We start from the raw sequence: 26,653 nt of genomic DNA, 5'->3' as shown, positions 1-26,653 counted from the left end.
GCCACCGACTGTGCCTCGCGGGTGAAGCGGGCCTTGGACACCGGGTCCTCGGCGAGGTCGGCGCGCAGCAGCTTCACGGCGACGGTGCGGCCCAGACGCACGTCCTCGGCGGCGAACACCTCCGCCATGCCACCTCGGCCGAGCCGGCGCGTCAGGCGGTAGCGCCCGTCGCCGACCAGCCCGCCATTGCCCCACATCTCCGGTGCATCGGGGACATGCGAGCCGGTGGCGTCAGGATCGGACGGCCCCTCGGGGCGCTGCGTCGGTGCCATCGGTCCTCGCCGTCGAATCGATCCGCATTACAGCGGTAAGGTCTCGGTCTTCGCTAGAGCACGCTACAGGTTCCGCGGCACCCACCGGTCCGTCGTGGACCGGCCATCAAACCTTCCGGATGCCAGGTGTGGCAAGTTCACCAGAGGTCACCGGAACCCCGAAACCCCCCGTATCCGTGTCCGGATCTTGCACATCTGGTCACGGAACGGGCACACAGCTTGACGTGTCCGCGGCCTGGGGCAGACTTGGCTGCGGAATTCTAGATTTCGATCGCTAGACACAGGGCCTTGTGCTCAGGGGGAAGCGGAACGATGAGCCAGGACGGCGCTCAAGGCCAATTCGGGGGCCGTTCGGTCGGCGGTGGACGTTACCAGCTTCGTGATCTTCTCGGTGCCGGCGGCATGGCCTCCGTGCACCTCGCCTACGACAGCGTGCTGGACCGCGAGGTCGCGATCAAGACCCTGCACACCGAGCTCGGCCGCGAGCAGGCGTTCCGCGAGCGCTTCCGCCGCGAGGCGCAGTCAGTGGCGAAGCTCACGCACACCAACATCGTCTCGGTCTTCGACTCCGGCGAGGACGAGCTCGACGGCGGCATGGTGCCGTACATCATCATGGAGTACGTCTCCGGCCAGCCGCTGCGCTCGGCGCTCGACGCCGACATCGCCCAGCACGGCGCGATGCCGACCGAAAAGGCGCTGAAGGTCACCGCCGACGTGCTCGCCGCGCTGGAGGCCAGCCACGAGATGGGCCTGGTCCACCGGGACATCAAGCCGGGCAACGTCATGATGACCAAGCGCAACGTCGTCAAGGTCATGGACTTCGGCATCGCCCGCGCCATGCAGTCCGGCGTCACGTCGATGACGCAGACCGGCATGGTCGTCGGCACCCCGCAGTACCTCTCGCCCGAGCAGGCCCTGGGCCGCGGCGTGGACGCCCGCTCCGACCTGTACTCGGTCGGCATCATGCTCTTCGAGCTGCTGACCGGCCAGCTCCCGTTCGACGCGGACTCGCCGCTGGCCATCGCCTACGCGCACGTCCAGGAAGAGCCGCCGGTCCCGTCGAGCATCAACCGCTCGCTGCCGCCGGCGGTGGACGCGCTGGTGGCCCGGGCCCTGAAGAAGAACCCCAACGAACGGTTCCCCACGGCCGAGGCGATGCGGGACGAGTGCCTGCGGATCGCCGGGTCCGGGCAGTCCGGGGCCACGCCGCTGATCATCAGCGAGGGGCCGCGGGCCCGCACCAGCGGCGCCTCGGTCTCCTCCGCGGTGTTCCCCACCGCCTCCGGCAACCCGCAGGCGCCGGTGCCGCCCAACGTCCAGCAGCCGTACCAGCCGACGCAGCCGGCCTTCGGCCCGTCGACGCCGCCGCCGGCGAACAACGCCTACCCCACGCCCGCCCCGGGCCCGGCCCCGACGCCGGCGCCGTTCGCCAACGCCGGCTTCCAGGCCCCGCCCCCGCCGTTCCCCGGCCCGCCCACGCCCCCGGTGGCGAACGGGATGCCGCCGGCGCGCCCGCGGAAGAACAACAGCCCGGTGATCATCGTGGCGGCGGTGGTCGGCGTGATCGTGGTGACCGCGATAGCCGTCGGCATCGGTCTGAGCGCCGGCTCCGACGGCGGCAGCGGCGGCACCACCGACAACCCGACGCCGGGGTACTCCTACTCCTCGCCCACGTCGAGCGTCCGCCCCGAGGACAAGACGGCGACGGTCCAGACGTCCGAGTGCACCAACCCGACGCCGAGCTACAGCGAGAAGGGCAAGGTGCTCTTCCCCAACTTCAAGTTCAAGAACCTGGAGTCGGTCAAGCAGTGCATCGAGGCCGCCGGCTGGAAGTACAAGGTGGTCAGGGAGGAGAACGACGGTATCTGGGGGAAGAACACCGTCACCGACCAGACCCCGGCCGCCGTCAGCTGGTGGAACCCGCGCAGCCACGACACCATCCAGCTGACCATCTCGACCGGTCGCAGCAACTGACGGCAGCGACCCCCTGACAACGGAAAGGGGCCGGCACGCGGGATGCGTGCCGGCCCCTCGGCCGTTTCGGGCGCTGCGGTCAGAGGTACGGGCCCGAGCGGGCGCTGCCCGTACCGGGCTGCTCCGGGTGCCCCTCCACGGGGGTGCCGGGCGGCAGCGCGCGGCGCATCTGCTCAAGCTGGGCGCGGGCGGCCATCTGCTGGGCGAAGAGCGCGGTCTGGATGCCGTGGAAGAGGCCCTCCAGCCAGCCGACCAACTGTGCCTGGGCGATGCGCAGTTCGGCGTCGGTGGGCACCGACTCATCGGTGAAGGGCAGGGAGAGCCGCTCCAACTCCTCCACCAGCTCGGGCGCCAGCCCGTCCTCCAGCTCCTTGACCGAGCTGGCGTGGATCTCCTTCAGGCGCACCCGGCTCGCCTCGTCGAGGGGAGCCGCCTTCACCTCTTCCAGCAGCTGCTTGATCATGCTGCCGATGCGCATGACCTTCGCAGGCTGCTCGACCATGTCCGTCACCGGAATCTCACGGGGTTCCTCGTCCCCGTCCCCGCCACCGGAGCCGGCGCTGCCGAGCGCCATGCCGTCCGGGCCGACGACCAGGACGTGCTGGTTCTCCTGCGACCGTTCGTTCATCGGCATATCCATGCCGCCATTCTCTCGTACGACGGGTCGGAACAGTGGCGCCCTTGGCAGAAGGTGATCCACCCGTCTTCGGAAGGTGCCATGCGCCTCGGACGGAACGCCGGCCTGCACACGGGCACACGGGACTTTTGCCGCGCCGCTTCACCCGACACCGCGGGCTCCGGACTCCGGGCTCCGGACTCCGGACTCCGGGCCCCACCGTTTCACGTGAAACGAGGGCTCAACGGCGCCGCAGCCGAAGTCCCAGGAACGCGAGCCCCAGGCCCGTGAGCGTCATCCCCGCCCCCAACGGCAGGACCCGTTCGACCCGGCTTCCCGGGGCGTCGAGGGTGTAGGGGCTGGCTCCCGGTTCCGGGCCGGCCTCGGTGCGATCCGGCTCGGGTGCGGGTGAGGGCGCCCGCCGGTGCTGGGCCGGAGCAGGGGCGTCGGCGAGGTCGCGGGGGCTCGCGGTGGACGGCCGGGTCGCCTCATCCGCGGCCTGACCGGAGTCCGACGGAGCCGAGGGCTCGTCGTCGTGCCGCGTCGGAGCCGGCCGGCTGGGCGCATGCCGGACCGGGGCGGAAGCGGAGGCGCTGGGCGGGGCGGACGGCTCGGCGGCGTCCGCGTCCGCGAAGTCGTCCGCGGCGTGCTCGCCGGCGTCCGGCGCCGGGTCCGGACGCCAGGGGAAGTGCGGGCCGAAGAAGTGGTGCGGGTGGTGGTGCCGCGGCCCGCGGGCGAACGGCCCGCCGGGGTGGTGCGGAAAGCCCGGCAGCGGGCCGGAGAGCCCGAGGAGGTTGTCCGGCAGGTCCCGGAAGTCGTCGACGCCGGGGAGGTCCGGCAACCGTTCCGGCGCGTCGGGGTACTGCTCCCCCAGGCGATCCCCGGCCATCGGGGGATCCGCCGCGAAATCGTCCAGCGGCTCATCGGGGCGGGCGGCCGGGGTGGCGTGGAGATCGGCGGCCACCGCAGGGCCGGCGATCATGGAGACGGGCAGCGCGGTGGCGACCACCAGCAGACTTGAGGCAATGCGCGTACGGAACCCTGGAGCGACCACGGTGCCCCTCCCGTGCCGAGCCGTCGAGTGACGTGCCCAGCGTCACACAGCGGTTCGACCGCGGCATCTCGGGCAGGTCGGCCGAGTGACCTGCCGGCACGGGGAGGGGCGGGGCAGTCAGCGGCCCCTGAGGCGGCGGGCGGGGCGGCTCAGACCGTCAGGATGACCTTGCCGATGTGGCCGCTGGCGTCCAGGACGCGGTGTGCCTCGGCAGCCTGGGCCATCGGCAGGGTCCGGTCCACGATCGGGCGGACCTGGCCGTTGCCGATCAGCGGCCAGACGTGCTCCCGGACGGCCGCGACGATGGCCGCCTTCTCGCTCACCGGACGGGCCCGCAGGCCGGTGCCGGTGATCGCGGCGCGCTTGGAGATCAGCGCGGCGAGATTGAGCTCGGCCTTCACGCCGCCCTGGAGCCCGATGATCGCCAGCCGGCCGGCGACCGCCAGCGCCTTGACGTTCCGCTGGAGGTACTTGGCGCCGATGATGTCGAGGATGACGTCCGCGCCCTTGCCGTCGGTGGCCTTGCGGATCTCCTGGACGAAGTCCTGCTCGCGGTAGTCGATGAGGATGTCGGCGCCCAACTCGGCGCAGCGGGCCAGCTTTTCGGGGCCGCCCGCGGTGACCGCGACCCGGGCGCCGACCGCCTTGGCCAACTGGATCGCCATCGTGCCGATGCCGCTCGCGCCGCCGTGCACCAGCAGCGTCTCGCCGGGCCGCAGGTGCGCGATCATGAAGACGTTCGACCAGACCGTGCAGGCGACTTCGGGGAGCGAGGCGGCCGTGACGAGGTCGACGCCGGGCGGCAACGGCATCACCTGGCCGGCCGGGACGGCGACCTTCTCGGCGTAGCCGCCGCCGGAGAGCAGCGCGCACACCTCGTCGCCGACGGCCCAGCCGTGCACACCGGGGCCGACCGCCGCGATCCGCCCCGAGCACTCCAGGCCGGGGTAGGGGGAGGCGCCGGGCGGCGGGTCGTAGAAGCCCTGACGCTGGAGCAGGTCGGCGCGGTTCACGGCGCTGGCCGCGACCTCGATCAGGACCTCGCCCTCGGCGGGCTGCGGATCGGGCACTTCGGCCCAGACGAGGGCTTCGGGGCCACCGGGCTCGGGGATGGTGATCGCTCGCATGGGCGCGAGGCTACTCGCCGTCCGGCCACGGGGCGAAAGGGCGGGTGCGGGTACGTTCTTCCCCATAGCCCCCCGGGATACGACGCGCGCCCGCCTCGCCGACGCTCCGTCAGTCGTCTGCCGGGCGCATCGGGGAGACCCCGGTGCCGGGCAACGTCGGCTTGGCGGACGGCTTTCCGGGGAGGTCGGGCTCCTCCGCCGACGCGGCGCGGACGATGGTGATCAGCCGGTCCGCGGTCTGCAACGGGCTCGCCTTCGGGTCGTCGTAGCCCAGCAGCCGGTGGCCGCGCAGCACCGAGACGACCAGGTCGTCGGTCTCCCGAACGGACTTGCCGACCTCAGACTTGACCACCGGTCGCTCCACCAGGTCCAGCCCGCTGCCCTGTTGGATCAGGTCCTCCATGACGACGCCCGCGCTGGGGCTGTGCACCGACAGTCCCAGCAGCCGGCCGGCGGCGCTGGCCGAGGTGATCACCGCGTCGGCGCCGGACTGGCGCAGCAGGGGCGCGTTCTCCTCCTCCCGCACGGCGGCGACGATGGTGGCGCGCTTGTTGAGCTGACGTGCGGTCAACGAGACCAGGACGGCGGTGTCATCGCGCTGGGTGGCGATGACCACCTGGTGCGCGCGCTGGATCTCGGCCCGCAACAGCACGTCACTGCGGGTCGCATCGCCGACCACCCCCGCGAACCCCTCGGCCACCGCGGACTCGACCACCTTGCTGCTGGGGTCGACGATGACGATCCGCTCCCGGGGCAGTCCGGTGGCACACAGGGTCTGCACGGCGGACCGCCCCTTGGTCCCGAAGCCGACGATGACGGTGTGGTCGCGCAAGGCGTTTCTCCAGCGTTTCAATTGCCATTGCTCGCGGGTGCGTTCGGTCAGCACCTCCAGCGTGGTGCCGACGAGGATGATCAGGAACAGCACGCGGAGCGGGGTCACCAGCAGGATGTTCAGCAGCCGGGCGCTGGCGCTGTACGGGACGATGTCGCCGTATCCCGTGGTGGAGAGCGTGACGGTGGCGTAGTAGAAGCAGTCGAGCAGGTCGAGGGGGCCGCCGGCGTTGTCGTGGTACCCGTCGCGGTCGATCCAGACGATGAAGACCGTGGCGACGAGGACCAGCAGGGCCATCAGCAGCCGGCGGGCGACCTGTCGTATCGGGGCCTTCGGGGCGCGGCGGGGCAGCAGCACCCGGTGGGAGCGGTCCTGGGGGATCTCGCGCGCCGCGGCGTCGTGGGACGGGAGCTTCACGCGGTGCCTCCGGCGGGGGCTGCGGGGTCGTACGAGGTGCCCGAGGTCGGCGAGTTCGCCGACCAGCCGGCGGGCCAGGGGAGTTCGAGGAGTTCCACCTCGGTGCCGCGCTCCGCGCCGCCCGGCGGGATGACCGCCAGCGCGTCGGCGGCGGCGATCCCGCGCAGCATGGCGGGCCCGTGGAAGTGCAGCGGCGCGGCCGTGGACCCGTGCCGGGCGTCGTCGCGGTAGGCGACCGGGACGAGCCGGGTGTCGCGCGGGTGTCCCTGGACGGCGGTGGCCAGCGGCAGGCGGCAGGGCGCGGCGGGGCCGCGGGCGGCGAGCGCCCGGAGCAGCGGTTCGGCGAGGGTGAGCAGGCCGGAGACCGCGGCCAGCGGGTTGCCGGGGAGGCCGACGAGGTGTCGGCGCGGGGCGAGGCGGGCCAGCAGCATGGGGTGGCCGGGCCGCACCGCCACGCCGTCCACCAGCAGTTCCGCGCCGAGCCTGCGGAGGGTGGGGTGCACATGGTCGACCGGGCCGGACGCGGTGCCACCGGTGGTGACGATCAGGTCGGCGGTGGAGGCGGCGAGGGCGTCGTGCAGCGCGTCGGCGTCGTCGCCGAGGTGTTGAGGGGCCGCCGCCTCGGTGCCCAGCGCCCGCAGCCAGGGCACCAGCATCGGGCCGAGCGCATCGCGGATCCGGCCGCCCTCGGGCAGTCCGCCGCGCAGCAGTTCGTCGCCGAGGACGAGCACCTCGACGCGGGGCCGGGGGTGGACGGACAGCTCGTCGTAGCCGGCCGCGGCGGCCAGGCCGAGGACGGCGGGGGTCACCGGCGTGCCGGCGGGCAGCAGGTGGTCGCCGGACCGGCACTCCTGGCCGCGCGGGCGGATGTCCTGGCCCGGGGGCACCGGTCGCGGCGCATACAACCGGGCCCGGCCGTCGGAGAGTTCGAGGACCTCGCCGTGTTCGCTGCGCAGCACCGCGGTGGCGCCGGCCGGGATGCGGGCGCCGGTGGCGATGGGGACCGCATGGCCGTCGGGGAGCGCCATGGCGGTGGCGTGGCCGGCGAGGAGGCCGGCGCCCGGGCCCCTCCCGGCGTCGTCGGCCGGAGCGTCGACGCGCCACGGGCCGGGGCCGGCGACCGCCCAGCCGTCCATCGCCGAGGTGTCGAACGACGGCAGGTCGGTGAGGGCGGTGAGGGGGGCGGCGAGCGTGCGGCCGAGCGCGTCGGCGAGGTCGGCCGTCCCGGGTGCGGGCGGTCGGCACACGGCGCGTTCGGCGCGCTCCCGGGCCGCGGGCCAGGGCGTAGGGGGGTGGTCGGAGGGCCGCTTGCCGGGGTGGAGCGGGGTGGCCGCGGACGGCGCGGGGTGCTCCGCCTCGCGCGGACCGGTGGGGCGGGCCGGGTCGGTGTCGCCGGCGGAGGAACCGGGCGTCCGGTCGGCGGGGTCGAACCGCTGGTGGGCCACCGCGGTGTCGTTGGCCAGCGCGAGCGCGTCGGCGAACTCGTCGCTGTACTCCCGTCCGGTCATTCCGCGGGCTTCGCTTCGTCACCGGGGGCGCCGGCCGCCCGCGCCGCCCGGGCCTCCTCGGCCGCGGCCTCGGCGGCCCAGCGGTCGGCCAGCGCGGCGGCCCGCCGCGCCAGTTCCGCCACGTCGCCGCCCTGCCGGCCCGCCGCGTATCCGACCAGGAAGGTCGTCAGCGGCGCGGCCGGGCGGGCCACGCCGTGCGCCGCGTCCCGCGCGAGGTCGAGGAGTGCCGCGGTGTCGACATCGAGGTCGATGCCGAGTTCGGCCTTGACTGCCGTGATCCATTCGTCCAACACGTGTCCATGCTCCCTGATCCGGGCACGTGCCGTACCGATGTCCTCCCAGGTGTCGCAGTCGAAGGACGCGGCATAGGCAGTGTCCGGGACGCGGGCGAGCGCCAGTGAGGACAGCAGGGGGCGCAGCGGCAGGCCGCCGAGGGTGCCGTCGTGGGCGGCGCGCAGCCGGTCCAGCGCGCGGCGCAGCGGGGCCGAGCGGTAGGCGGCGACCAGCGGCTGGTCCCGTCCCTCCGCGTCGCGCAGCAGCGCGCCGTCGCGGTGCGAAGTGCCGTCGCCGGCCGCCGCGTTGAGGAGGTCGTGCACGGTCGACGGCGTCAGGAACGGCAGGTCGGCGGAGAGGACCAGCACCGTGGGGGCGGTGGTGCGGCGCAGTCCGGCGTCCAGTGCGGCGAGCGGGCCGCCGCCCGGTGGGTCTTCGAGGGCCTGGACCACCGGGCGGGCGGTCGGGCGCGCGGGGCCGACGACGACGGTGGTCGCGGCGTCGGGGCAGGCGGCCAGGACCCGGTCCAGGAGGGCCCGGCCGCCGACCGGGAGGGCGGGCTTGTCCGCCCCGCCGAGCCGCCGGGCCGCGCCGCCGGCCAGCACGATCGCGTCATAGTCGGTGTCGTCGCTCACCCCTTGAGTATTGCCGGGACGGCGGGCTCGTACCGCCGTCCCGACGCCCGACGGTCACAGCGAGCGCAGCAGCAGCGCGGGGCGCTCCACGCAGTCGGCGACCTGGCGCAGGAAGCCGCCGGCGGTGCCGCCGTCGCACACCCGGTGGTCGAAGGTGAACGAGAGCTGGACCACCTGCCGCACCGCCAACTCGCCCTCGTGCACCCAGGGTTTGGCGGCTATCCGGCCGACGCCGAGCATCGCCGCCTCCGGGTGGTTGAGGATGGGGGTGGAGCCGTCGACGCCGAAGACGCCGTAGTTGTTCAGCGTGAACGTGCCGTGCGAGAGCTCGGCGGGGGACAGCTTCCCGGCGCGGGCGGCCTCGGTGAGCCGGGCTATCTCGGCGGAGAGCTGCTCGGCCGTGCGCTCCTGGGCGTCCCGCACCACCGGCACCACCAGGCCGCGGTCGGTCTGGGCGGCGAAGCCCAGGTGAACAGCGGGGAGCCGGACGATCTCCTGGGCGGCGGTGTCGACGGTGGCGTTGAGCTCCGGATAGCGGGCGAGCGCGGCGGTGCAGATGCGGGCCAGCAGTGCCAGCAGCGACACCTTGGGGGCGCCCGGGACGTTCATCGCGGCGCGGGCGGCGAGGAGTTCGGTGGCATCGGCGTCCACCCAGCAGGTGGCGTCCGGGATCTCGCGGCGGCTGCGGCTGAACTTCTCGGCCGCGGCGCCGCGCATCCCCTTGAGCGGGATCCGCTCCTCCCCGGGGGCCGGGGTCGCCGCCGCGGTACCCGTGGGACGGGCGGGGCCGGCCGTGACGCTCTCCCGTTCGGCCAGCGTCCGGATCGCGGACTCCACGTCCGTACGGAGGATCAGGCCGTCCCGGCCGGTGCCCCGGATAGTGCGCAGATCCAGGCCGTGCTCCCGGGCGATGCGGCGCACCAGCGGCGAAATGACCGCCGTGGTGCGGGCGTTGTCGTCCTGGGCCGCGCGGGAGGGGCCCTCCAGGGTGGCGAGCGCGGGTGCGGCCGGCGGCGCCGCGGGGGCCTTGGGGCCCCCGGGCAGGATCCGGCGCCGCCGGCCCGCGGACTCGCTCGTCCCGTAGCCGACCAGGACGTTTCCCGAACCGGAGTCCGCCGTCGCGGCGCTCTCCGTCTCGGGCACCGGCGACGCCGACGGCTGCGGGGCGGCGGCCTGGCCGCCGGCGGTGCCGTTCCCTGCGAGGTCGTCCGGTGCCGCGCCGACCGCGACCGTCACCAGGGGCGCCCCCACGGGGACTTCGGCCCCCGCCTCGCCGAAGCGGGCGGTGACCACCCCGCCGTACGGGCACGGCACCTCGACCATCGCCTTGGCGGTCTCGACCTCCACCACCGGCTGATCGACGGCGACCACCTCGCCGACCTCGACCAACCACTGCACGATCACCGCTTCGGTCAGGCCCTCCCCCAGGTCGGGCAGGGTGAACTCGCGTACCACGGCCATCACGCACCACGCCCTTCGGTCCACCGCGACTCCCACTGGAGGCGGGCGACGGTATCCAGGATCCGGTCCACTCCCGGGAGGTGGTGCCGCTCCAACATGGGCGGCGGATAGGGGATGTCGAAGCCGGCGACGCGCAGCACCGGCGCCTCCAGGTAGTGGAAACAGCGCTCGGTGATCCGGGCGGCGATCTCGCCGCCGGGGCCGCCGAAGCCGTTGGACTCGTGCACGACCACGGCCCGCCCGGTGCGCCGCACGGACTCGCACACCGTGTCGTCGTCGAACGGCACCAGCGTGCGCAGATCGAGGACCTCCAGGTCCCAGCCCTCGGCGCGGGCGGCCTCGGCGGCCTCCAGACAGACGGGCAGCGACGGGCCGTAGGTGAGGAGGGTGGCGCTGCTGCCGCGGCGGCGGATCTCGGCGCGGCCTATCGGGGCCACCGGCGTGGGCGCGTCCGGCGACCAGTCGGCCTTGCTCCAGTACAGGCGCTTGGGTTCGAGGAAGACCACCGGGTCGTCGGAGGCGATGGCGGCGCGCAGCAGCCCGTAGGCGTCCTCGACGGTCGCGGGGGTGACCACCTGGAGGCCGGGGGTGGCGAGGTAGTACGCCTCGGAGGAGTCGCTGTGGTGCTCGACGCCGCCGATGCCGCCGCCGTAGGGGATGCGGATGGTCAGCGGCATGGCGACCGCGCCGCGGGTGCGGTTGCGCATCTTGGCGACGTGGCTGACCAGTTGCTCGAACGCCGGGTAGGCGAAGGCGTCGAACTGCATCTCCACGACCGGCCGCAGCCCGTACATCGCCATGCCGACGGCGGTGCCCAGGATGCCGGCCTCGGCGAGGGGGGTGTCGCTGCACCGGTCCTCGCCAAACTCCTGGGACAGGCCGTCGGTGACCCGGAAGACGCCGCCCAGGGCGCCGACGTCCTCGCCCATCACATGGACGGCGGGGTCCTCGGCCATGGCGTCGCGCAGCGCGCGGGTGAGCGCCTGGGCCATGGTGGCCGGCTTGCGCGCGGTCGGTGCGGCGGTGGTCGTCATGGCCTGGCCTCCTGGGCGGGCGTCGCGGCGCCGGCGGCGGTCTCGGGGTGTCCTTCGGCCTCGGCGTCCAACTCGGCGCGCAACTGGGCGGCCTGCTCCCGCAGTTGACCGGTCTGCCGGGTGAAGACGTGGTCGAAGAGGTCCATCGGGTCCAGCGGCGCATCGGCGTGCATCCGCTCCCGGAGGGCGGCGGCGAGCTGCTCGGCGTCGTCCCGGGTGGCGGTGGCGAACTCCTCGGTGAGCAGGCCGCGTTCGGTCAGCGCGCGCTCCAGGAGGGCTATCGGGTCGTGCGCCCGCCAGGTCTCGACCTCGGAGTCGGTGCGGTAACGGGTGGCGTCGTCGGCGTTGGTGTGGGCTTCGAGGCGATAGGTGACGGCCTCGATGAGGGTGGGGCCGCCGCCCTCGCGGGCCCGGCGGACCGCTTCGGTGAGGACCTCGTGGAGCGCGGGGGCGTCGTTGCCGTCCACCAGGCGGCCGGGCATGCCGTAGCCGACCGCCTTGTGGGCGAGGGACGGGGCGGCGGTCTGCTTGGCCAGCGGCACGGAGATCGCGAAGCCGTTGTTCTGCACCAGGAAGACGACCGGGGCCTGCCAGACGGCGGCGAAGTTCAGCGCCTCGTGGAAGTCGCCCTCGCTTGTGCCGCCGTCGCCGACCAGCGCCAGCGCGACCACCTCGTCGCCCTTGAGGCGGGCGGCGTGCGCCAGGCCCACGGCGTGCGGGAGTTGGGTGGCCAGCGGGGTGCACAGGGGGGCGATGCGGTGCTCGTGCGGGTCGTAACCGGTGTGCCAATCGCCCCGTAGGAGGGTCAGTGCCTGCACGGGATCGAGGCCGCGGGCGACGGCGGCGAGGGTGTCGCGATAGCTGGGGAAAAGCCAGTCCCGCTCCTCCAGGGCGAGGGCCGCGGCGACCTGGCAGGCTTCCTGGCCCGTGGACGAGGGGTAGACCGCCAGGCGGCCCTGTCGGGTCAGGGCGGTGGCCTGGGTGTTGTACCGGCGGCCGCGCACCAGCTCGACGTAGAGCCGCTTCAGCAGGTGCGGATCGAGCCGGGCGGCGGCGTCCGTGCCCAGGAGGCGGTAGGGCTCGGGGTCGGGCAGAAGCGGCGCGGGATCGACGCGCGGACGCCAGGCGGGCGGCGGGCCGGTCGGGCCACTGGTGTGCCTGCTGCTGCCGGGCTGCTCAAGGACCGTCATGACGGGCACCTCCTCGTCATCGAAGGGGTGGCGCGATGCGCCTCACGGGCGGGCTGGGCTGCCTCCCCACGGTGCCTGGGGAGGTCGGGCATGGCGCAAGTGTCGGGCGGGTGAGCCCTTCCCTACCGATTGTTCGGTCGCTGATGCATTTTGGCTACAGGCGGGTTCAGCCTGTGGACAAACGGTTCTCCACAGCTTCTGATGAAGGCAGGGAGTCCACAAAGGGGAGGCGGGACGACATGCCGGACGAACAGATGGTCAATCCGGGCGGACAATCCCCCGCGGCCCCCGTCCCCCCGCCTCCGGCCGCCCGCCCCCTCGACACCATCGACCGCGCCATCCTCCGGCTGCTGCGGACCGACGGCCGGGCCTCGATACGCTCCGTCGCCGAGCAGGTGCACGTCTCCCGGGCAAACGCCTACGCACGGATCAACCGGCTGCTCGACGACGGCGTCATCCGCGGCTTCAGCGCCCTCGTCGACCAGGAAAGGGCAGGCCAGGGCGCCTCCGCCTACATCACGTTGAAGATCGTGCAGAACTCCTGGCGGACCGTGCGCCGGCAACTCACCGCGCTGCCCGGGGCCGCCCACATCGCGCTGGTCAGCGGCGACTTCGACGTGCTGCTCCTGGTGCACACCAAGGACAACCGTGAGCTGCGCGAACTGGTCCTGACCCGGATCCAGTCCATACCGGAGGTGCTGAGCACCCGCACGCTGCTGGTCTTCGAGGAGACGGATCTGGGGCTGGAGGGGGAGGGGTGAGGTGGGGGTGGGGGTGGGGTGGTGGGGGCTTTGGGCTCGGCGGGGCCGGGGCTTTCCCCCGCCCCCTCCCCCCTCTCCCCCTTCGGGGGAGGGGGCGGGGGTGGGTTCGTGGGTGGGAGGGGGAGGCCGCCGCCGCGCAACTCCCCACCCCACAGCCCCTCCTGAGCACCCCCGCCCCGCAGACCTCCCCAGCCGCTCAGACCTTCCGCAACCCCGCGAACGCCGTCTGCACCACGGCCTCCGCGACCTCGTCGCGGCTCGCGGCGCCGCCCCGCCCCGGCCGGTACCACTCCACGATCGAATTGATCATGCCGAAGAGCAGACGGGTGGCCAGCCGGACGTCCAGGTCGTCCCGGAGGTCCCCTTCGGCAGCGGCCTCCTTGAGCAGTTCCGCGACCCGGTTGTCGAACTCGCGGCGCCGCTCCATGGCCCACCGCTCGGTGTCGGTGTTCCCGCGCACCCGCAACAGCAGCGTCACATAGGGCAGTTCGTCCATCAGCACCTCGGCTTCCCGCCGGGTGACGTATTCCAGCCGCTCGATCGCCCGCCCCTCCTGGGCGCCCGGTTCCGCCAGCACGCCGAACAGCCCGTCCAGGGCGCGGCTTATCGCGCGGCGGAGCAACTCTTCCTTGCTGCGCACATGGTGGTAGATCGAGGACTTGGAGATGCCGGCCGCTTTGGAGAGGTGCTCCATGGACGTGCCGTCGTAGCCGCGCTCGATGAACACCTCGACGGAGACCGCGAGCAGCGAATCGGGCGTGTAGGCGTCGCGCTTGGCCATGGTCATGATTAGAGCACCAATTCCTAGAGGTCCGCACGGCGCCGCAGCGCCCAGGACGGTACGTAACGTCCCCCGGCATTCTGGCCGTGCAGGGAGTCCAGCACCCCACAGACCCAGGGGGCACCGAGTCGATCGGCCCATTCCATGGGGCCGCCGGGGTAGTTCACCCCGAGCCGCATCGCCGTGTCGATGTCCTCGGGGGTGGCGACGCCTCGGGCGGCGGCGTCCACGGCGAAGTCGATGACCATCGCGACGGTCCGGGCGACGATCATGCCGGGGACGTCGTCGATCACGCTGACCCGTTTACCGAGCGCCTGGAAGAGGCCCGCCGCCTCGGCGAGATCCGCCGCGGAGGCGCGCGCCGAGGGGGCGAGGGCGACCCGGGTCGCGGCCCGGTAGTCGAGCGAGAGGTCGAAGCGGATGATCGCGCCCTGGCCCCGGGCCGTGGCCGGCGAGCCGTTGGTCAGCGCCAGCCGGGCCCCGCCGGGCAGCCGGAGGAAGCCCTCGGGCTCCCCTGGGGCGCGACCGTCGGTGACCTCGATGCCGGCCTCCTCGATCAGCTCGCGCAACACCGCTGCGGGGCCGGGGAGTTGGCCGTGCACGGCTACCGAGGAGGGGGCCGGTCCGGGCCCGGCGGTGCTCGGCTCGGGCCGGCTGGCGCCCTCGGCGTAGTCGAACCAGCCGCGTCCCGTCTTGCGGCCGTGCAGACCGGACTCCACCAGGCGGCGCTGCGCCAGGGAGGGCGCGAACTTCGGGTCCTGGAAGAAGGCGGTCCACACCGAGTGGGTGACCGCTTCGTTCACGTCCTGCCCGATGAGGTCGGTGAGTTCGAAGGGGCCCATCCGGAAGCCGCTGCCCTCGCGCAGGACGGCGTCGATGGTGGCGGGGTCGGCCGCCCGCTCCTCGTAGGCGCGCAGGGCCTCGGCGTAGAAGGGGCGGGCGACGCGGTTGACGATGAAGCCGGGGGTGTCGGCGCAGCGAACGGGGGTCTTGCCCCAGGCCGCGGCGGTGTCGTGGGCGGTGACCGCGGCGGCCTCGTCGGTGGCGAAGCCGCTGACGATCTCGACCAGGGGGAGCAGCGGCGCGGGGTTGAAGAAGTGCATGCCCACGCAGCGCCCCGGATGCCGGAGGCCGCCGGCGACCGCGGTCACGGACAGCGAGGAGGTGTTGGTGGCCAACAGGCAGTCCGCCCGGACGACGTCCTCCAGGGCGCGGAACAGCTCTTGTTTGGCGGGGAGTTGCTCCAGGATCGCCTCGACTACCAGTGCGGCGTCGGCGAGTTCGGCGAGGTCCTCGGCGGGGGAGAGGCGGGCACCGGCGGCGTCCCGCTCGGCCGCCAGGATCCGGCCTTTCTCCACCAGCCGATCCAGCCGCCGGGCGATGGCCGCGGCGGCCTGCCCGGCACGGCCCGGGGCGCTGTCATAGAGCAGTACGCGGTGCCCGGCGACCAGCGCCACCTGCGCGATTCCCTGCCCCATGGTGCCGGTGCCCACCACTGCCACGGTGGTGCCCGTGCCGATAGCCGTCATCGCAGCCGATCCTCCCCGAGCGAGTTTTCCACAGGTTGGCCGGGCCCCCTTGCCCCGACCGATCGTTCGGTTACTCTAACTCCGTTGCCACGTGACTCCCAGTCCCCATCCACTTTCCGCGCAGTCGACGAGGAGTTGGTCATCGATGACCGCCGAAATGACCGCACCGCAGTTGATCGAGAAGCACCGCCCGACCCTCGACAAGGCGCTGGAAGCCATCCGCACCCGCGCGTACTGGTCCCCGCACCCCGAGCACCCCAAGGCTTACGGGGAGAGTGGTGCCCAGGACGGTCTGGCCGCCTTCGAGGCGCTGCGCGGCTCCCGTTTCGCACTCGACCAGCCCGGCACGGACGACTGGGCGGGCGAGGAAGTCTCGCCCTACGGGCCGGAGTTGGGCATCAGCTATCCGCACCCGGACGTCTCGGTGCTGCTGCCGGCCATGCAGGCCGCGATTCCGGTGTGGCGGGACGCCGGGCCAGAGGCGCGCGCCGCGGTCTGTCTGGAGATCCTGGCCCGGATCAGCGCCCGCACCCACGAGTTCGCCCAGGCGGTGATGCACACCAGCGGCCAGGCGTTCATGATGGCGTTCCAGGCCGGCGGGCCGCACGCCCAGGACCGCGGCCTGGAGGCGGTGGCATACGCCTACGAGGAGCAGACCCGCACCCCGGGGAAGGCGTCCTGGACCAAGCCGCAGGGCAAGCGGGACCCGTTGGAGCTGACCAAGACCTTCACGGCCGTGCCGCGCGGCGTGGCCCTGGTGATCGGCTGCAACACCTTCCCGACGTGGAACGGCTACCCCGGCCTCTTCGCCTCGCTGGCCACCGGCAATCCGGTCCTGGTCAAGCCGCATCCGCGGGCCGTGCTGCCGCTGGCGTTGACGGTCCAGGTGGCCCGGGAGGTGCTCACCGAGGCCGGCTTCCCGGCCGACCTGGTGTGCCTGGCGGTGGACAAGCCGGGCGAGGGCCTGGCCAAGACGCTGGCGGTCCGCCCCGAGGTCCGGATCATCGACTACACCGGCTCGACCGCCTTCGGCGACTGGCTGGAGGCCAACGCCCGCCAGGCGCAGGTCTATACGGAGAAGGCCGGCGTCAACACCGTGGTCATCGAGTCCACGGACAACTACAAGGGCATGCTCAGCAACCTCGCCTTCTCGCTGTCGCTCTACAGCGGCCAGATGTGCACCACTCCGCAGAACCTGCTGATCCCCCGGGACGGCATCGCCACCGACGCGGGCCCGAAGACGTACGACGAGGTCGTCAGCGATCTGGCGGGCGCGGTCAGCGGTCTGCTGGGGGACGACGCGCGGGCCAATGCGCTGCTCGGGGCGATCGTCAATCCGCAGGTCAAGGAGCGGATCGAGGAGGCGGCCGGGCTCGGTGAAGTGGCGCTGGCCTCCCGGGCGGTGGAAAACCCGGAGTTCCCCGGGGCCACGGTCCGGACGCCGGTGATCGTCAAGCAGGACGGCGCCAAGCCGGACGCCGAGGCGGCGTATCTGTCGGAGTGCTTCGGCCCGGTGTCCTTCGCGGTGGCGGTCGACTCCGCGGCCGACGCGGTGGCGCTGCTGCGCCGCACGATCCGGGAGAAGGGCGCCATGACGGTCGGCGCGTACACCACCTCGGCCGAGGTGGCGCGGCTGGTCGAGGACGCCTGCCTGGAGGAGTGCGCCCAACTGTCGCTGAATCTGACCGGCGGGGTGTATGTGAACCAGACCGCGGCGTTCTCCGACTTCCACGGCTCGGGCGGCAACCCGGCGGCCAACGCGGCGCTGTGCGACGGCGCGTTCGTGGCGCAGCGCTTCCGGACGGTGGAGGTGCGACGGGAGGCGTGAGATCGGGGGCCCGGACGACGGTCCGGGCCCATATCCCCGTCGTCAGATCCGGGCCCCGTCTTCCCGTCGCCCGGCCGGAGAAATCCCGGCCGGGCGGAGGGTCAGAGGTCCTGGATCCGTGCGTGCCGCGCGATCCAGGAGTGCATCGCGATGGCCGCCGCCGCACCGGCGTTGATGGAGCGGGTCGAGCCGAACTGGGCAATCGAGCAGACCCGGGAGGCATGCGCGCGGGCCTCCTCGGTCAGCCCCGGCCCCTCCTGCCCGAAGAGCAGCACGCAGCGGCGCGGCAGGACGGTGGTCTCCAGCGGCACCGAGCCGGGGAGGTTGTCGATCCCGATGATCGGCAGCTCCTCGGCGGCGGCCCACGCGGTCAGCGACTCGGTGTCCGGGTGGTGGCGGACGTGCTGGTAGCGGTCGGTGACCATGGCGCCGCGACGGTTCCAGCGGCGCTGCCCGACGATGTGGATCTCCTTGGCCAGGAAGGCGTTGGCGGTCCGGACGACCGAGCCGATGTTGAAGTCGTGGCTCCAGTTCTCGACGGCCACGTGGAAGTCGTGGCGGCGGGTGTCGAGGTCGGCGACGATCGCCTCCCGCGTCCAGTAGCGGTAGCGGTCGACGACGTTGCGGCGGTCGCCGTGGGCGAGCAGCTCGGGGTCGTAACGGTCGCCCTGTGGCCAGGGCTGCGGGTGCGGCCCGACGCCGATCTTGGGCGCGTACCCCTCGTCGTACTGGAGGGGCTCGGCGGGGGCGGTTTTCTCGCTGCTCACCCCACGAGCGTATGGCCATCGCCGCCGGAACGAGCAGCGGCCTTTGGCCCACCGCCGTCCGGCGCCGCGCCCGGCCCCGGCCCGCCGGTGCGCGGGAACAGCCGTCCACGCAGGCGGGAGAGCCGGCCGCCGAGCCAGGTCAGGAAGTTGGTCGGCAGGAAGACGGCATCGGCGGTGATCATCGCCAGGGAGAAGAACGGCAGGCCCAGCAGGAACGCGATCGAGAGGTGTTCGCAGATCATCACGACCAACAGCGCGTTCTTCAGGCGCCGGTTGGCGAGGGTGAACGGGAAGGCGACCTGGACGATCACCGTCCCGTAGGTGATGAGCATGACCATCAGGCCGTTGCTGCCCAGCATCTGGGACAGTCCCGGCCAGGGGGAGAAGTAGTCCAGGTGCATCGGGTAGAAGACGGCGGTGCCGTCCTGCCAGCGCGAGCCCTGGATCTTGTACCAGCCGGCGGTTGCGTAGACCAGGCAGACCTCGACCATGATCACCAACAGGGCGGCGTTGTGCGCCAGTTTGGCGAGGGTGTCGAGGACGATCCGGGGCTCCCCGGGGGCGTACCGCCGCACCGCCCACCACAGGCCGTGCGCCGCCCACAACCCCCACAGGGCCAGGCTCCAGCCGAAGTGCGGGAACGGGCCGTGTCCGAACCAGGTGAGCCCGGGGGCGCCGGTCAGTTGGGCCGCGGCGAGGGCGAGACCGAGGGCCGCCCACAAGGCGATGCCGGTCAGATCGCGGGGCGCGGTCCCGGTTTCCCCCGCGAGGGCCGCCGTCTTCCGGGCGCGGCGGGCGTCCAGCGACCACACCTGTCCACAGCGGGTCAGCACGAGGTACATCGACATCAGGTGGATGACGTTGTCGCCGCCGTCCCCGATGAAGACGCTGCGGTTTTGCAGCGAGAGCACGCCCACCATGAACAGCACCGACATGGTGCGGGTGCGCCAGCCGAGCATGAGCAGCGCGCTGGCCACGATGGCGAGCAGGTAGACGCACTCGAACCAGCCGCGGCCGTCGGACCACAGCAGGACGGAGAAGCCGTGGTTGCTGTTGAGCAACTGCCGCGCCATGCCGAAGTCCCACGGGCCGCCGGGACCGTAGAGCTGCCCCCGGTACGGCCATTCCCGCAGCAGGAACAGCAGCCAGGTGCCGGCGAAGCCGATGCGGATGACGGCGCTCTGGTACGGGGCCCGGGCCCGGTCGGTGACCCAGGCGAAGCCGCGGCCGATGACGCGCTCAATGCGGGTCTCCTGGTAGGCGGGGGCTCCTTCGGGGGCGGCGGAGGCCGGTGGGGCGGTGTGCGGCTGCTGCGGCGTCGGTGACGTCACTTGTTGGTCGCCCCCTCGGGAAGGTCGTTCGCGGTGATCTGCCACCAGGGCAGCACGCGGTAGACGGGCTTGTCGCTGATCTTCTCGGCGCTCCACGGGGGCGGGAGGACGGCGGTGGTGCGCGAGCGGAGCTGGACCTGCTCGATCCGGTCGCCGCCCTTGGTCCACTCACCGGACATCCGGAGCATCACGATCCGTCGGAGGTAGCGCGCGAACATCTCGCCGCGCTCGCCGGTGGGGCGGTTCTGCGCGTCGAGGGTGCCGGAGAGCAGCTCCCAGCCGCGGCGCAGCTGGTTCTGCTGGGTGTGGCTGGGCAGCGGGTTGTGAAGGATGGCCTGCCCGTCGCGGGCGCTGAGATCGGTCCAGCCGGTGGACCGCGCCGCGCCGTCCCGGCCGCGCAACTGGGCGCGGACCTGGACGTCGACGTTCTGCTGGAGGGGGTTGGGGGCGAACAGCTTCCAGTTCTGCTCGTACTCGGGATAGACGTAGTCGCTGATCAGGCCGGACTGCTGCTTGCTGAGCGTGTTCGCCGGCGCGACGTGCAGGAACATCATCCCGAGGTGGATCAGGACGGCGACCGCGATACCGCTGGCCGCCGTGCCTATGACGATCCGCGAGGGCAGCGACAGCGCGGCCAGTGGCCGCGATTCGTCCCCGTATGACTGCATTCCCGCCCCGTTCCCCGTTCTCGTACGGTCGACCCCGCCCCGGAACGGTACCTAGCCGGCCGCCCCCGGCACACCCTCACTCGGTTATCCACAAGCTGCTTGACACCCGCGTCCCGCCCACTCACCATTGAACCGAACGATCGGTCGGTCGGGAGGAGGGGGCACCACATGACGACGATCGCGCCGGAGGACACGGGCCAAGAAGCCCTGTTCGACGCCACCATCGCCGCGGACGAGCGGATCGAACCACGGGACTGGATGCCGGACGACTACCGCGCCTCACTGGTGCGCCAGATCGCCCAGCACGCCCACTCCGAGATCATCGGGATGCAGCCAGAGGCCAACTGGATCACCAGGGCCCCGTCCCTGCGCCGCAAGGCGATCCTGATGGCCAAGGTGCAGGACGAAGCCGGCCACGGCCTGTATCTCTACAGCGCCGCCGAGACCCTCGGCACCAGCCGCGACGAGCTCCTCGACAAGCTCCACAGCGGTCGCCAGAAGTACTCCTCGATCTTCAACTACCCCACCCTGACCTGGGCCGACGTCGGCGCCATCGGCTGGCTCGTGGACGGCGCCGCGATCACCAACCAGGTCCCGCTGTGCCGCTGCTCCTACGGCCCCTACGCCCGCGCCATGGTCCGCGTCTGCAAGGAGGAGTCCTTCCACCAGCGCCAGGGGTACGAGCTCCTGCTCGCCCTCAGCCGCGGCACCGAGGCCCAGCACGCCATGGCTCAGGACGCCGTCGACCGCTGGTGGTGGCCCTCCCTGATGATGTTCGGCCCGCCCGACGACGAGTCCGCGCACTCCGCGCAGTCGATGGCCTGGAAGATCAAGCGGCACTCCAACGACGAGCTGCGCCAGCGCTTCGTGGACATCTGCGTCCCCCAGGCCGAGGCCCTCGGCCTGACCCTCCCCGACCCCGACCTCCGGTGGAACGAGGAACGGCAGCACTGGGACTTCGGCCCCATCGACTGGTCCGAGTTCCGCGCGGTCCTCAAGGGCAACGGCCCCTGCAACGAACAACGGATAGACCGCCGTCGCCGCGCCCACGAGGACGGCGCCTGGGTCCGCGAGGCCGCCGCCGCACACGCCGCCAAGCACGCCACCCGCACGCCCCGCACCGGCACCCACCAGGAAGAGGCGGCCCGATGACGACACCACGCCCCGCCGAGGCCCCGGCCGACGCCGCCACCGGCCCCGCCGACTGGCCGCTGTGGGAGGTCTTCGTCCGCAGCCGCCGCGGCCTGTCGCACACCCACGCCGGCAGCCTGCACGCCCCCGACGCCGCACTGGCCCTGCGCAACGCCCGCGATCTCTACACCCGCCGCTCCGAGGGCGTCTCCATCTGGGTCGTCCCCTCCGCCCAGATCACCGCCTCCTCCCCGGACGAGAAGGACGCCTTCTTCGAACCGGCCGGCGACAAGCCCTACCGCCACCCCACCTTCTACGAGATCCCGGAGGGGGTGCACCACCTGTGACGCCGCTCACCGCCACCCCCGCCCTCCCCCTCGGGGACGACGCGCTGGTCCTCGCCCATCGCCTCGGCGAATGGGCCGGCAACGCCCCCGTCCTGGAAGAGGAAGTGGCCCTCGCCAACATCGCCCTGGACCTCCTCGGCCAGGCCCGGGTCCTGCTCTCCCTCGTCGGCGACGAGGACGAGCTGGCCTACCTCCGCGAGGAACGCCAGTTCCGCAACCTTCAACTCGTCGAGCAGCCCAACGGCGACTTCGCCCACACCATCGCCCGCCAGCTGTATTTCTCCACCTACCAAGAGCTGCTCTATGGCCATCTGGCCACCACCGACGGCGAGTTGGCACCGCTCGCCGCCAAGGCCGTCAAGGAGACCGCCTACCACCGCGACCACGCCACCCAGTGGACCCTGCGCCTCGGCGACGGCACCGAGGAGAGCCACGCCCGGATGCAGGCCGCCCTGACCGCCCTCTGGCGGTACACCGGCGAACTCTTCGCCCCCGTCGAGGGGTTGGAGGACATCCCCTGGCAGCCGCTCCGCGACGAGTGGACCGCCCGCATCACCGGCACCCTGGAGCGCGCCACCCTCGCCGTCCCCGAGGGCCCCCAGCACGGCGGCTGGGCCGCCGGCGCCGGGCGCCAGGGACTGCACACCGAGCCCTTCGGCCGGATGCTCGCCGAAATGCAGCACCTCCACCGCAGCCACCCGGGGGCGACATGGTGACGCTCACCGCCCTGGAAGCCGAACTGCTGGCGCTCGCCGGCTCCGTTCCGGACCCCGAACTGCCCGTCCTCACCCTCGCCGAGCTCGGCGTGCTGCGCGACGTACGGCTCGCTGCCCCCGGCCACGTCGAGGTCACCCTCACCCCCACCTACACCGGCTGCCCCGCCATCGAGGCGATGTCCGCCGACATAGAGCGCGTCCTGCACGACCACGGCATACCCCGGGTCGAGGTCCGCACCGTCCTCAGCCCCCCGTGGACGACCGACGCCATCACCGACGAAGGCCGCCGGAAACTGGCCGAGTTCGGCATCGCGCCGCCCCGCCCCACCGGGCCGGGCAGTGGACCCGTCGCCCTCGACCTCACCATCCGCTGCCCGCACTGCGGCTCCACCGACACCACCCTGCTCAGCCGGTTCTCCTCCACGGCCTGCAAGGCGCTGCGTCGCTGCGAGTCCTGCCGCGAACCCTTCGACCACTTCAAGGAGTTGTGATGTTCCACCCGCTCCGCGTGCGGGAGATCGAGCGGCTCACGGACGACGCGGTGGCCGTCACCTTCACCGTCCCGCCCGAGCTCCGCACGGACTTCCGGCACACCCCCGGGCAGCACATCGCAGTGCGCAGAACGGTCGACGGCCAGGAGATCCGCCGCACCTACTCCATCTGCACCCCCGCCACCGACACCCCCGTCCTGCGCGTCGGCATCCGCCTGGTCGAGGACGGCGCCTTCTCCACCTACGCCCTCAAGGAACTCGCCGTCGGCGACACCGTGGACGTCATGCCCCCGGCCGGCCGCTTCACCCTCGCCCCGCGCCCCGGCCAGTTCGTGGGCATCGTCGGCGGCAGCGGCATCACGCCGGTGCTCTCCATCGTCACCACGCTGCTCGCCCGCGAACCCCAGGCCCGGTTCTGCCTGATCCGCAGCGACCGCACCACGGCCTCCACGATGTTCCTGGAGGAGGTGGCCGACCTCAAGGACCGCTACCCCGAACGCTTTCAGCTCGTCCCCGTCCTCTCCCGCGAAGACCGACAGACCGGCCTGCCCTCCGGGCGCCTCGACGAGGAGCGCCTGCGCACCCTGCTGCCCGCACTGCTGCGGACCGACAGCGTCGACGGCTGGTTCCTGTGCGGCCCCTTCGGCCTCGTCCAGGGTGCCGAACGGACCCTGCGCGCCCTCGGCGTGCCGCGCACCCGCATCCACGAAGAGATCTTCCACATAGACAACGGCGCCGCGGCCCCCGTCTCCGCCGCCACCGCGCCCGCACACAGCACGGTGACCGCCACCCTCGACGGCCGCTCCGGCACCTGGCCGGTCCACGACGGCGAATCGCTCCTGGAAGCCGTGCTCCGCAACCGCCCGGACGCCCCCTACGCCTGCAAGGGCGGCGTCTGCGGCACCTGCCGCGCCTTCCTGGTCTCCGGCGACGTCCGCATGGACCGGAACTTCGCCCTGGAGGCCGAAGAGGTCGACTCCGGCTATGTGTTGGCGTGCCAGTCCCACCCCGGCACGGAGCGGGTCGAGCTGGACTTCGACCGCTGAGCCCCGGCCACCGCCGTCCACACCATTCCCAATTCCTGCAACATGTTCTACCTTGACGCCTCGTCAGATCTCGCTCTCTGATTCCGGCGGCGCGCAGGAGGACGGACCAGTGGACTTCACCTTCACCGAAGAACAACAGGCTGCCCTCGAAGCGGCCCGCGCCGTCTTCGCCGACGTCGCCCCGGACACCGTCCCCAGCCCGGCACTCACCCACGGCCCCGTCACCGACGACTTCGACCGCCCCCTATGGCGCACGCTCGCCGGCGCCGACCTGCTCGGCCTGCCCATCGCAGCCGAGCACGGCGGCGCGGGCCTCGACCCGATCGCCCTCTGCCTGGTCCTGCGCGCCGCCGCCCAAGCGCTCGCCCGCGTCCCCCTCCTGGAGACCTACGCCGCCGCCCACACCCTGCAACGGCACGCCCCCGCCGAACTCCAGGCGGACGTACTGCCGCGGATCGCCGCCGGCGAACTCGCCCTCACCGCCGCCTCCGCCGGCCGCACCGGCCACGACCCGGCCGAACTCGCCGTCAACGCTCGCCCGGACGGCACCACTTGGATACTCGACGGCGCCCAGACCGCCGTCCCCTGGGCCGCCACCGCCGACCGGATCCTGCTCCCCGCCAGCGCCCCCGACGGCCGCGCCGTCCTCGCGCTCGTCCCCCGGAGCAGCCCCGGCCTCACCCTCAACGACCAGACGTCCACCAACGGCGAGCGCTACGCCGAGGTCCGCCTCGACTCCGTACGGGTGGATGCCCCAGAAACCCTCACCGACCCGGCCGCCTGGGAAACCCTGCGCGACCTGCTCACCACCGGCACCTGCGCGCTCGCCCTGGGCATCGGCGACCGCGTCCTCGCCATGACCAGCAACTACACCGGAAAACGCGAGCAGTTCGGCTTCCCCCTGGCCACCTTCCAGGCCGTCGCGGTGCAGACCGCCGACCGGTTCATCGACCTGCGCGCCATGGAGGCCACCCTCTGGCAGGCCGCCTGGCGCCTCACCACCGGCGCCGCTGGCGCCCTACCGCCCGCCGGGGACATCGCGGTCGCCAAGATCTGGGCCGCCGAGGGCATCCGCCGCATCGTCCAGACCGCGCAGCATCTGCACGGCGGCTTCGGCGCCGACACCGACTACCCGCTACACCGCTACCACGCCTGGGCCAAACAGCTGGAACTCTCCCTGGGCCCCGCCGCCGCCCACGAGGAGGCCCTCGGCGAACTCCTCGCCGCGCACCCGCTGAGCTGATCCGACGACGCACCGGAAACGACACGGGGGCGTGACCGTCAAGCCCGCCCCCGCGCGGCGACCTAGATGACCGTCCCCACGCCACCCTTGCCGTCCGACACCGGTCGCCCGGCCGCCTCCCACGCCTGCATGCCACCCGCGACGTTCACCGCGTCGAGGCCCTGCTGGACCAGGTACTGCGCCACCTGAGCCGACCGCCCGCCGACCCGGCACAGCACATAGATCTTGCCGTCCTCGGGCGCCGCCTCGGTCAACTCCCCGTAACGGGCGACGAATTCGCTCATCGGGATGTGCAGCGCACCCTCGGCGTGCCCGGCCGCCCACTCGTCGTCCTCCCGGACGTCCAGGAGGAAGGCCCCGGGCGTGAGGGCATCGACACCGACCGTGGGAACAGAACCAAATTGCATGCTTCCGACGCTACCCGACCAGCTGAGCGAGGTATGCCTCGCGCTCCCGGACGTCGGCCAGCAGCTTCTCGGCGATCTCGTCCAGCAGGCCGTCCGGATCGTCCGGCGCCATCCGGATCATCGCGCCGATCGCGCTGCCCTCCAGCTCCACGACCAACGACGCCAGCATCTCCTTGCGCTCGGCCAGCCACTCCAGCCGGGCGTAGAGCTCCTCGCTCTCGCTCGGCCGCCGCTCGACGGGCGCCGGACCGGCCTCCCACTCCCGGACCAGCGCCAGCAGCGTCGCCTCGTCGCCCCGCCCGTACGCGGCATTGACCCGCGCGATGAACCCGTCCCGCCGGGCCCGCTCCGCGTCGTCCCGCGCCAGATCCGGGTGCGCCCGGCGGACCAGATCGCGGTAGATCTTGCGGGCCTCCTCGCTGGGCCGCACCTTCTGCGGCGGCTGCACCGGCTGGTCCGTGAGCATCGCCTGCGCCTCGGGGAACAGCCCCTCCGACCCGAGCCAGCCGTGGAAGAGCTCCTCCACCTCCGGCATCGGCAACACCGACGCCCGCGCCTCACGGGCCTTGCGGATGTCCTCGGGGTCGCCGGTACGCGCCGCCACGGCCTCGGCGATCTGCGCGTCCAGCTCATCAAGCCGCGCATACATGGGGCCGAGCCGCTGGTGGTGCAGCCGGGAGAAGTTCTCCACCTCCACCCGGAAGGTCTCGACGGCGATCTCGAACTCGATCAGCGCCTGCTCCGCCGCCAGCACGGCCTTCGCCAACCGCCGGGTCGCCTCCTCGTCACGGGCGCCTTCACCGCCGCCCGCACCCTCTCGGCTCCCTCCCAGTGCAGCGGCGCCCCCGCCGCTCTGCTCCGCGCCCGACGCCTCCCCGCGGGCATCCGCCGCTCGCGGTTCGCCCGGGTCACCGGGTGCCCCCGGCACCTCCGGTCGGTCCTGGCCGTCCTGCGCGTTCTCCGCCTGCGAGTTCGTCACCCGGTCAGCGTACGGCCCCACCGGGCCGGGGGACTGGGGCACGTCTGGGAGCTGGGGCGGGGGTGAGGAGAACCGGGAGCGGGAGGGCCGCCAGGCGGTGGGGCGGGAGGAGGTGAGGGGTGGGGCACGCCGGGAGGCAGGTGGCGGGCCGACGGCGGGCAAGGGGCAACGGGCAACGGGCAACGGGCAACGGGCAACGGGCAACGCTACGCAAACCTCACGCCCCGGGGCCCCT

At 72.8% G+C, this 26,653-nt stretch carries 25 protein-coding genes and 1 pseudogene; 9 read left to right on the top strand and 17 right to left on the bottom strand.

Annotated elements, in window-relative coordinates:
* Positions 1-272 (bottom strand): annotated as a pseudogene (locus ACFVFQ_RS15560) (serine/threonine protein kinase); the annotation flags it as partial.
* A 312-nt stretch (positions 273-584) separates the two neighbouring features.
* Here ACFVFQ_RS15560 and ACFVFQ_RS15555 point away from each other — a divergent pair.
* A complete protein-coding gene (locus ACFVFQ_RS15555) occupies positions 585-2,246 on the top strand; it encodes a protein kinase (protein WP_383415003.1) in 1,662 nt (553 codons plus the stop codon).
* A gap of 79 nt (positions 2,247-2,325) precedes the next feature.
* On the opposite strand, the gene ACFVFQ_RS15550 is transcribed toward ACFVFQ_RS15555, so the two are convergent.
* From ACFVFQ_RS15550 to pdhA, 9 genes are all read right to left on the bottom strand, one after another.
* Positions 2,326-2,886, bottom strand: a complete 561-nt coding sequence (locus ACFVFQ_RS15550; protein WP_383415000.1) for a bacterial proteasome activator family protein — start codon at positions 2,884-2,886, stop codon at positions 2,326-2,328.
* Positions 2,887-3,103: 217 nt separating this feature from the next.
* Entirely contained in the window at positions 3,104-3,916 is an 813-nt protein-coding gene (locus ACFVFQ_RS15545; RefSeq protein ID WP_383414997.1) for a hypothetical protein, read from the bottom strand.
* A 149-nt stretch (positions 3,917-4,065) separates the two neighbouring features.
* Positions 4,066-5,043 carry an NAD(P)H-quinone oxidoreductase gene (locus ACFVFQ_RS15540; protein WP_383414995.1) on the bottom strand — a complete coding sequence of 326 codons (978 nt, stop codon included), beginning with the start codon at positions 5,041-5,043 and terminating at the stop codon, positions 4,066-4,068.
* A gap of 109 nt (positions 5,044-5,152) precedes the next feature.
* Positions 5,153-6,292, bottom strand: a complete 1,140-nt coding sequence (locus tag ACFVFQ_RS15535; protein WP_383414992.1) for a potassium channel family protein — start codon at positions 6,290-6,292, stop codon at positions 5,153-5,155.
* On the bottom strand, positions 6,289-7,800 hold the full coding sequence (locus ACFVFQ_RS15530; RefSeq protein ID WP_383414989.1) for a molybdopterin molybdotransferase MoeA: 1,512 nt from the start codon (positions 7,798-7,800) through the stop codon (positions 6,289-6,291). The genes ACFVFQ_RS15535 and ACFVFQ_RS15530 overlap by 4 nt, the downstream gene beginning before the upstream one ends.
* Positions 7,797-8,708 carry an NTP transferase domain-containing protein gene (locus tag ACFVFQ_RS15525; RefSeq protein ID WP_383414987.1) on the bottom strand — a complete coding sequence of 304 codons (912 nt, stop codon included), beginning with the start codon at positions 8,706-8,708 and terminating at the stop codon, positions 7,797-7,799. Before ACFVFQ_RS15525 ends, ACFVFQ_RS15530 begins: the two co-directional genes overlap by 4 nt.
* A 54-nt stretch (positions 8,709-8,762) precedes the next feature.
* Positions 8,763-10,169, bottom strand: a complete 1,407-nt coding sequence (locus tag ACFVFQ_RS15520) for a dihydrolipoamide acetyltransferase family protein (protein WP_383414984.1) — start codon at positions 10,167-10,169, stop codon at positions 8,763-8,765.
* On the bottom strand, positions 10,169-11,203 hold the full coding sequence (locus ACFVFQ_RS15515) for an alpha-ketoacid dehydrogenase subunit beta (RefSeq protein WP_383414981.1): 1,035 nt from the start codon (positions 11,201-11,203) through the stop codon (positions 10,169-10,171). The genes ACFVFQ_RS15520 and ACFVFQ_RS15515 overlap by 1 nt, the downstream gene beginning before the upstream one ends.
* Entirely contained in the window at positions 11,200-12,393 is a 1,194-nt protein-coding gene (gene pdhA / locus ACFVFQ_RS15510; protein ID WP_383414978.1) for a pyruvate dehydrogenase (acetyl-transferring) E1 component subunit alpha, read from the bottom strand. The genes ACFVFQ_RS15515 and pdhA overlap by 4 nt, the downstream gene beginning before the upstream one ends.
* A gap of 239 nt (positions 12,394-12,632) precedes the next feature.
* Here pdhA and ACFVFQ_RS15505 point away from each other — a divergent pair, with 239 nt between their 5' ends.
* A complete protein-coding gene (locus ACFVFQ_RS15505; RefSeq protein WP_383414975.1) occupies positions 12,633-13,154 on the top strand; it encodes an Lrp/AsnC family transcriptional regulator in 522 nt (173 codons plus the stop codon).
* A 196-nt stretch (positions 13,155-13,350) separates the two neighbouring features.
* On the opposite strand, the gene ACFVFQ_RS15500 is transcribed toward ACFVFQ_RS15505, so the two are convergent.
* Together ACFVFQ_RS15500 and ACFVFQ_RS15495 are read right to left on the bottom strand one after the other, a co-directional pair.
* Positions 13,351-13,941 carry a TetR/AcrR family transcriptional regulator gene (locus ACFVFQ_RS15500; protein ID WP_383414972.1) on the bottom strand — a complete coding sequence of 197 codons (591 nt, stop codon included), beginning with the start codon at positions 13,939-13,941 and terminating at the stop codon, positions 13,351-13,353.
* Positions 13,942-13,958: 17 nt separating this feature from the next.
* Positions 13,959-15,464 carry a 3-hydroxyacyl-CoA dehydrogenase gene (locus ACFVFQ_RS15495; RefSeq protein ID WP_383414969.1) on the bottom strand — a complete coding sequence of 502 codons (1,506 nt, stop codon included), beginning with the start codon at positions 15,462-15,464 and terminating at the stop codon, positions 13,959-13,961.
* Positions 15,465-15,609: 145 nt separating this feature from the next.
* On the opposite strand from ACFVFQ_RS15495, the gene paaN reads away from it, so the two are divergent.
* Positions 15,610-17,292 (top strand): phenylacetic acid degradation protein PaaN, encoded by a 1,683-nt coding sequence (gene paaN, locus ACFVFQ_RS15490; RefSeq protein WP_383414966.1) that lies wholly within the window; start codon positions 15,610-15,612, stop codon positions 17,290-17,292.
* 101 nt (positions 17,293-17,393) lie between these two features.
* On the opposite strand, the gene ACFVFQ_RS15485 is transcribed toward paaN, so the two are convergent.
* The 3 genes from ACFVFQ_RS15485 to ACFVFQ_RS15475 are packed head-to-tail and all read right to left on the bottom strand — an operon-like array spanning position 17,394 to position 20,058.
* Positions 17,394-18,059: a TrmH family RNA methyltransferase gene (locus tag ACFVFQ_RS15485; protein ID WP_383414963.1), complete on the bottom strand. Its 666-nt coding sequence runs from the start codon at positions 18,057-18,059 to the stop codon at positions 17,394-17,396.
* Positions 18,056-19,390 carry an HTTM domain-containing protein gene (locus ACFVFQ_RS15480; RefSeq protein ID WP_383414960.1) on the bottom strand — a complete coding sequence of 445 codons (1,335 nt, stop codon included), beginning with the start codon at positions 19,388-19,390 and terminating at the stop codon, positions 18,056-18,058. Before ACFVFQ_RS15480 ends, ACFVFQ_RS15485 begins: the two co-directional genes overlap by 4 nt.
* Positions 19,387-20,058 (bottom strand): DUF5819 family protein, encoded by a 672-nt coding sequence (locus ACFVFQ_RS15475; RefSeq protein WP_383414957.1) that lies wholly within the window; start codon positions 20,056-20,058, stop codon positions 19,387-19,389. The genes ACFVFQ_RS15480 and ACFVFQ_RS15475 overlap by 4 nt, the downstream gene beginning before the upstream one ends.
* A 168-nt stretch (positions 20,059-20,226) precedes the next feature.
* On the opposite strand from ACFVFQ_RS15475, the gene paaA reads away from it, so the two are divergent.
* The 6 genes from paaA to ACFVFQ_RS15445 all read left to right on the top strand — a co-directional run bounded on the left by paaA (position 20,227) and on the right by ACFVFQ_RS15445 (position 25,032).
* Complete coding sequence (gene paaA / locus ACFVFQ_RS15470; RefSeq protein ID WP_383414953.1) at positions 20,227-21,210, top strand: 1,2-phenylacetyl-CoA epoxidase subunit PaaA; 984 nt, start codon at positions 20,227-20,229, stop codon at positions 21,208-21,210.
* Positions 21,207-21,536: a 1,2-phenylacetyl-CoA epoxidase subunit PaaB gene (gene paaB / locus ACFVFQ_RS15465; RefSeq protein WP_383414950.1), complete on the top strand. Its 330-nt coding sequence runs from the start codon at positions 21,207-21,209 to the stop codon at positions 21,534-21,536. The genes paaA and paaB overlap by 4 nt, the downstream gene beginning before the upstream one ends.
* On the top strand, positions 21,533-22,252 hold the full coding sequence (paaC, locus tag ACFVFQ_RS15460) for a 1,2-phenylacetyl-CoA epoxidase subunit PaaC (RefSeq protein ID WP_383414947.1): 720 nt from the start codon (positions 21,533-21,535) through the stop codon (positions 22,250-22,252). Before paaB ends, paaC begins: the two co-directional genes overlap by 4 nt.
* The gene (gene paaD, locus ACFVFQ_RS15455) at positions 22,246-22,743 is read left to right on the top strand and encodes a 1,2-phenylacetyl-CoA epoxidase subunit PaaD (RefSeq protein WP_383414944.1); all 498 of its coding nucleotides are present in this window, start codon (positions 22,246-22,248) and stop codon (positions 22,741-22,743) included. The genes paaC and paaD overlap by 7 nt, the downstream gene beginning before the upstream one ends.
* Entirely contained in the window at positions 22,743-23,789 is a 1,047-nt protein-coding gene (locus tag ACFVFQ_RS15450) for a 2Fe-2S iron-sulfur cluster-binding protein (protein ID WP_383414941.1), read from the top strand. Before paaD ends, ACFVFQ_RS15450 begins: the two co-directional genes overlap by 1 nt.
* 109 nt (positions 23,790-23,898) lie before the next feature.
* Complete coding sequence (locus tag ACFVFQ_RS15445; protein ID WP_383415041.1) at positions 23,899-25,032, top strand: acyl-CoA dehydrogenase family protein; 1,134 nt, start codon at positions 23,899-23,901, stop codon at positions 25,030-25,032.
* A 62-nt stretch (positions 25,033-25,094) separates the two neighbouring features.
* Here the strand turns inward: ACFVFQ_RS15445 and ACFVFQ_RS15440 are convergent, their stop codons facing one another.
* Together ACFVFQ_RS15440 and ACFVFQ_RS15435 are read right to left on the bottom strand one after the other, a co-directional pair.
* Complete coding sequence (locus tag ACFVFQ_RS15440; protein ID WP_383414938.1) at positions 25,095-25,439, bottom strand: rhodanese-like domain-containing protein; 345 nt, start codon at positions 25,437-25,439, stop codon at positions 25,095-25,097.
* 10 nt (positions 25,440-25,449) lie between these two features.
* Complete coding sequence (locus ACFVFQ_RS15435; RefSeq protein WP_383414935.1) at positions 25,450-26,418, bottom strand: J domain-containing protein; 969 nt, start codon at positions 26,416-26,418, stop codon at positions 25,450-25,452.
* Positions 26,419-26,653 lie beyond the last annotated feature (235 nt).

This window comes from Streptomyces sp. NPDC057743 (assembly GCF_042798755.1).
Taxonomy (GTDB): Bacteria; Actinomycetota; Actinomycetes; order Streptomycetales; family Streptomycetaceae; genus Streptomyces.
The sequence above is the reverse complement of the archived record's forward strand: the minus strand, read 5'-3'. Positions and strand labels throughout refer to the sequence as shown.

Coding starts and splice junctions, on each gene's coding strand:
- ACFVFQ_RS15555 (WP_383415003.1), top strand. CDS start 585: ATGAGCCAGGACGGCGCTCAAGGCCAATTCGGGGGCCGTTCGGTCGGC.
- ACFVFQ_RS15550 (WP_383415000.1), bottom strand. CDS start 2,886: ATGGATATGCCGATGAACGAACGGTCGCAGGAGAACCAGCACGTCCTG.
- ACFVFQ_RS15540 (WP_383414995.1), bottom strand. CDS start 5,043: ATGCGAGCGATCACCATCCCCGAGCCCGGTGGCCCCGAAGCCCTCGTC.
- ACFVFQ_RS15530 (WP_383414989.1), bottom strand. CDS start 7,800: ATGACCGGACGGGAGTACAGCGACGAGTTCGCCGACGCGCTCGCGCTG.
- ACFVFQ_RS15520 (WP_383414984.1), bottom strand. CDS start 10,169: ATGGCCGTGGTACGCGAGTTCACCCTGCCCGACCTGGGGGAGGGCCTG.
- ACFVFQ_RS15515 (WP_383414981.1), bottom strand. CDS start 11,203: ATGACGACCACCGCCGCACCGACCGCGCGCAAGCCGGCCACCATGGCC.
- pdhA (WP_383414978.1), bottom strand. CDS start 12,393: ATGACGGTCCTTGAGCAGCCCGGCAGCAGCAGGCACACCAGTGGCCCG.
- ACFVFQ_RS15505 (WP_383414975.1), top strand. CDS start 12,633: ATGCCGGACGAACAGATGGTCAATCCGGGCGGACAATCCCCCGCGGCC.
- ACFVFQ_RS15500 (WP_383414972.1), bottom strand. CDS start 13,941: ATGACCATGGCCAAGCGCGACGCCTACACGCCCGATTCGCTGCTCGCG.
- ACFVFQ_RS15495 (WP_383414969.1), bottom strand. CDS start 15,464: ATGACGGCTATCGGCACGGGCACCACCGTGGCAGTGGTGGGCACCGGC.
- paaN (WP_383414966.1), top strand. CDS start 15,610: ATGACCGCCGAAATGACCGCACCGCAGTTGATCGAGAAGCACCGCCCG.
- ACFVFQ_RS15475 (WP_383414957.1), bottom strand. CDS start 20,058: ATGCAGTCATACGGGGACGAATCGCGGCCACTGGCCGCGCTGTCGCTG.
- paaA (WP_383414953.1), top strand. CDS start 20,227: ATGACGACGATCGCGCCGGAGGACACGGGCCAAGAAGCCCTGTTCGAC.
- paaB (WP_383414950.1), top strand. CDS start 21,207: ATGACGACACCACGCCCCGCCGAGGCCCCGGCCGACGCCGCCACCGGC.
- paaD (WP_383414944.1), top strand. CDS start 22,246: ATGGTGACGCTCACCGCCCTGGAAGCCGAACTGCTGGCGCTCGCCGGC.
- ACFVFQ_RS15450 (WP_383414941.1), top strand. CDS start 22,743: ATGTTCCACCCGCTCCGCGTGCGGGAGATCGAGCGGCTCACGGACGAC.
- ACFVFQ_RS15440 (WP_383414938.1), bottom strand. CDS start 25,439: ATGCAATTTGGTTCTGTTCCCACGGTCGGTGTCGATGCCCTCACGCCC.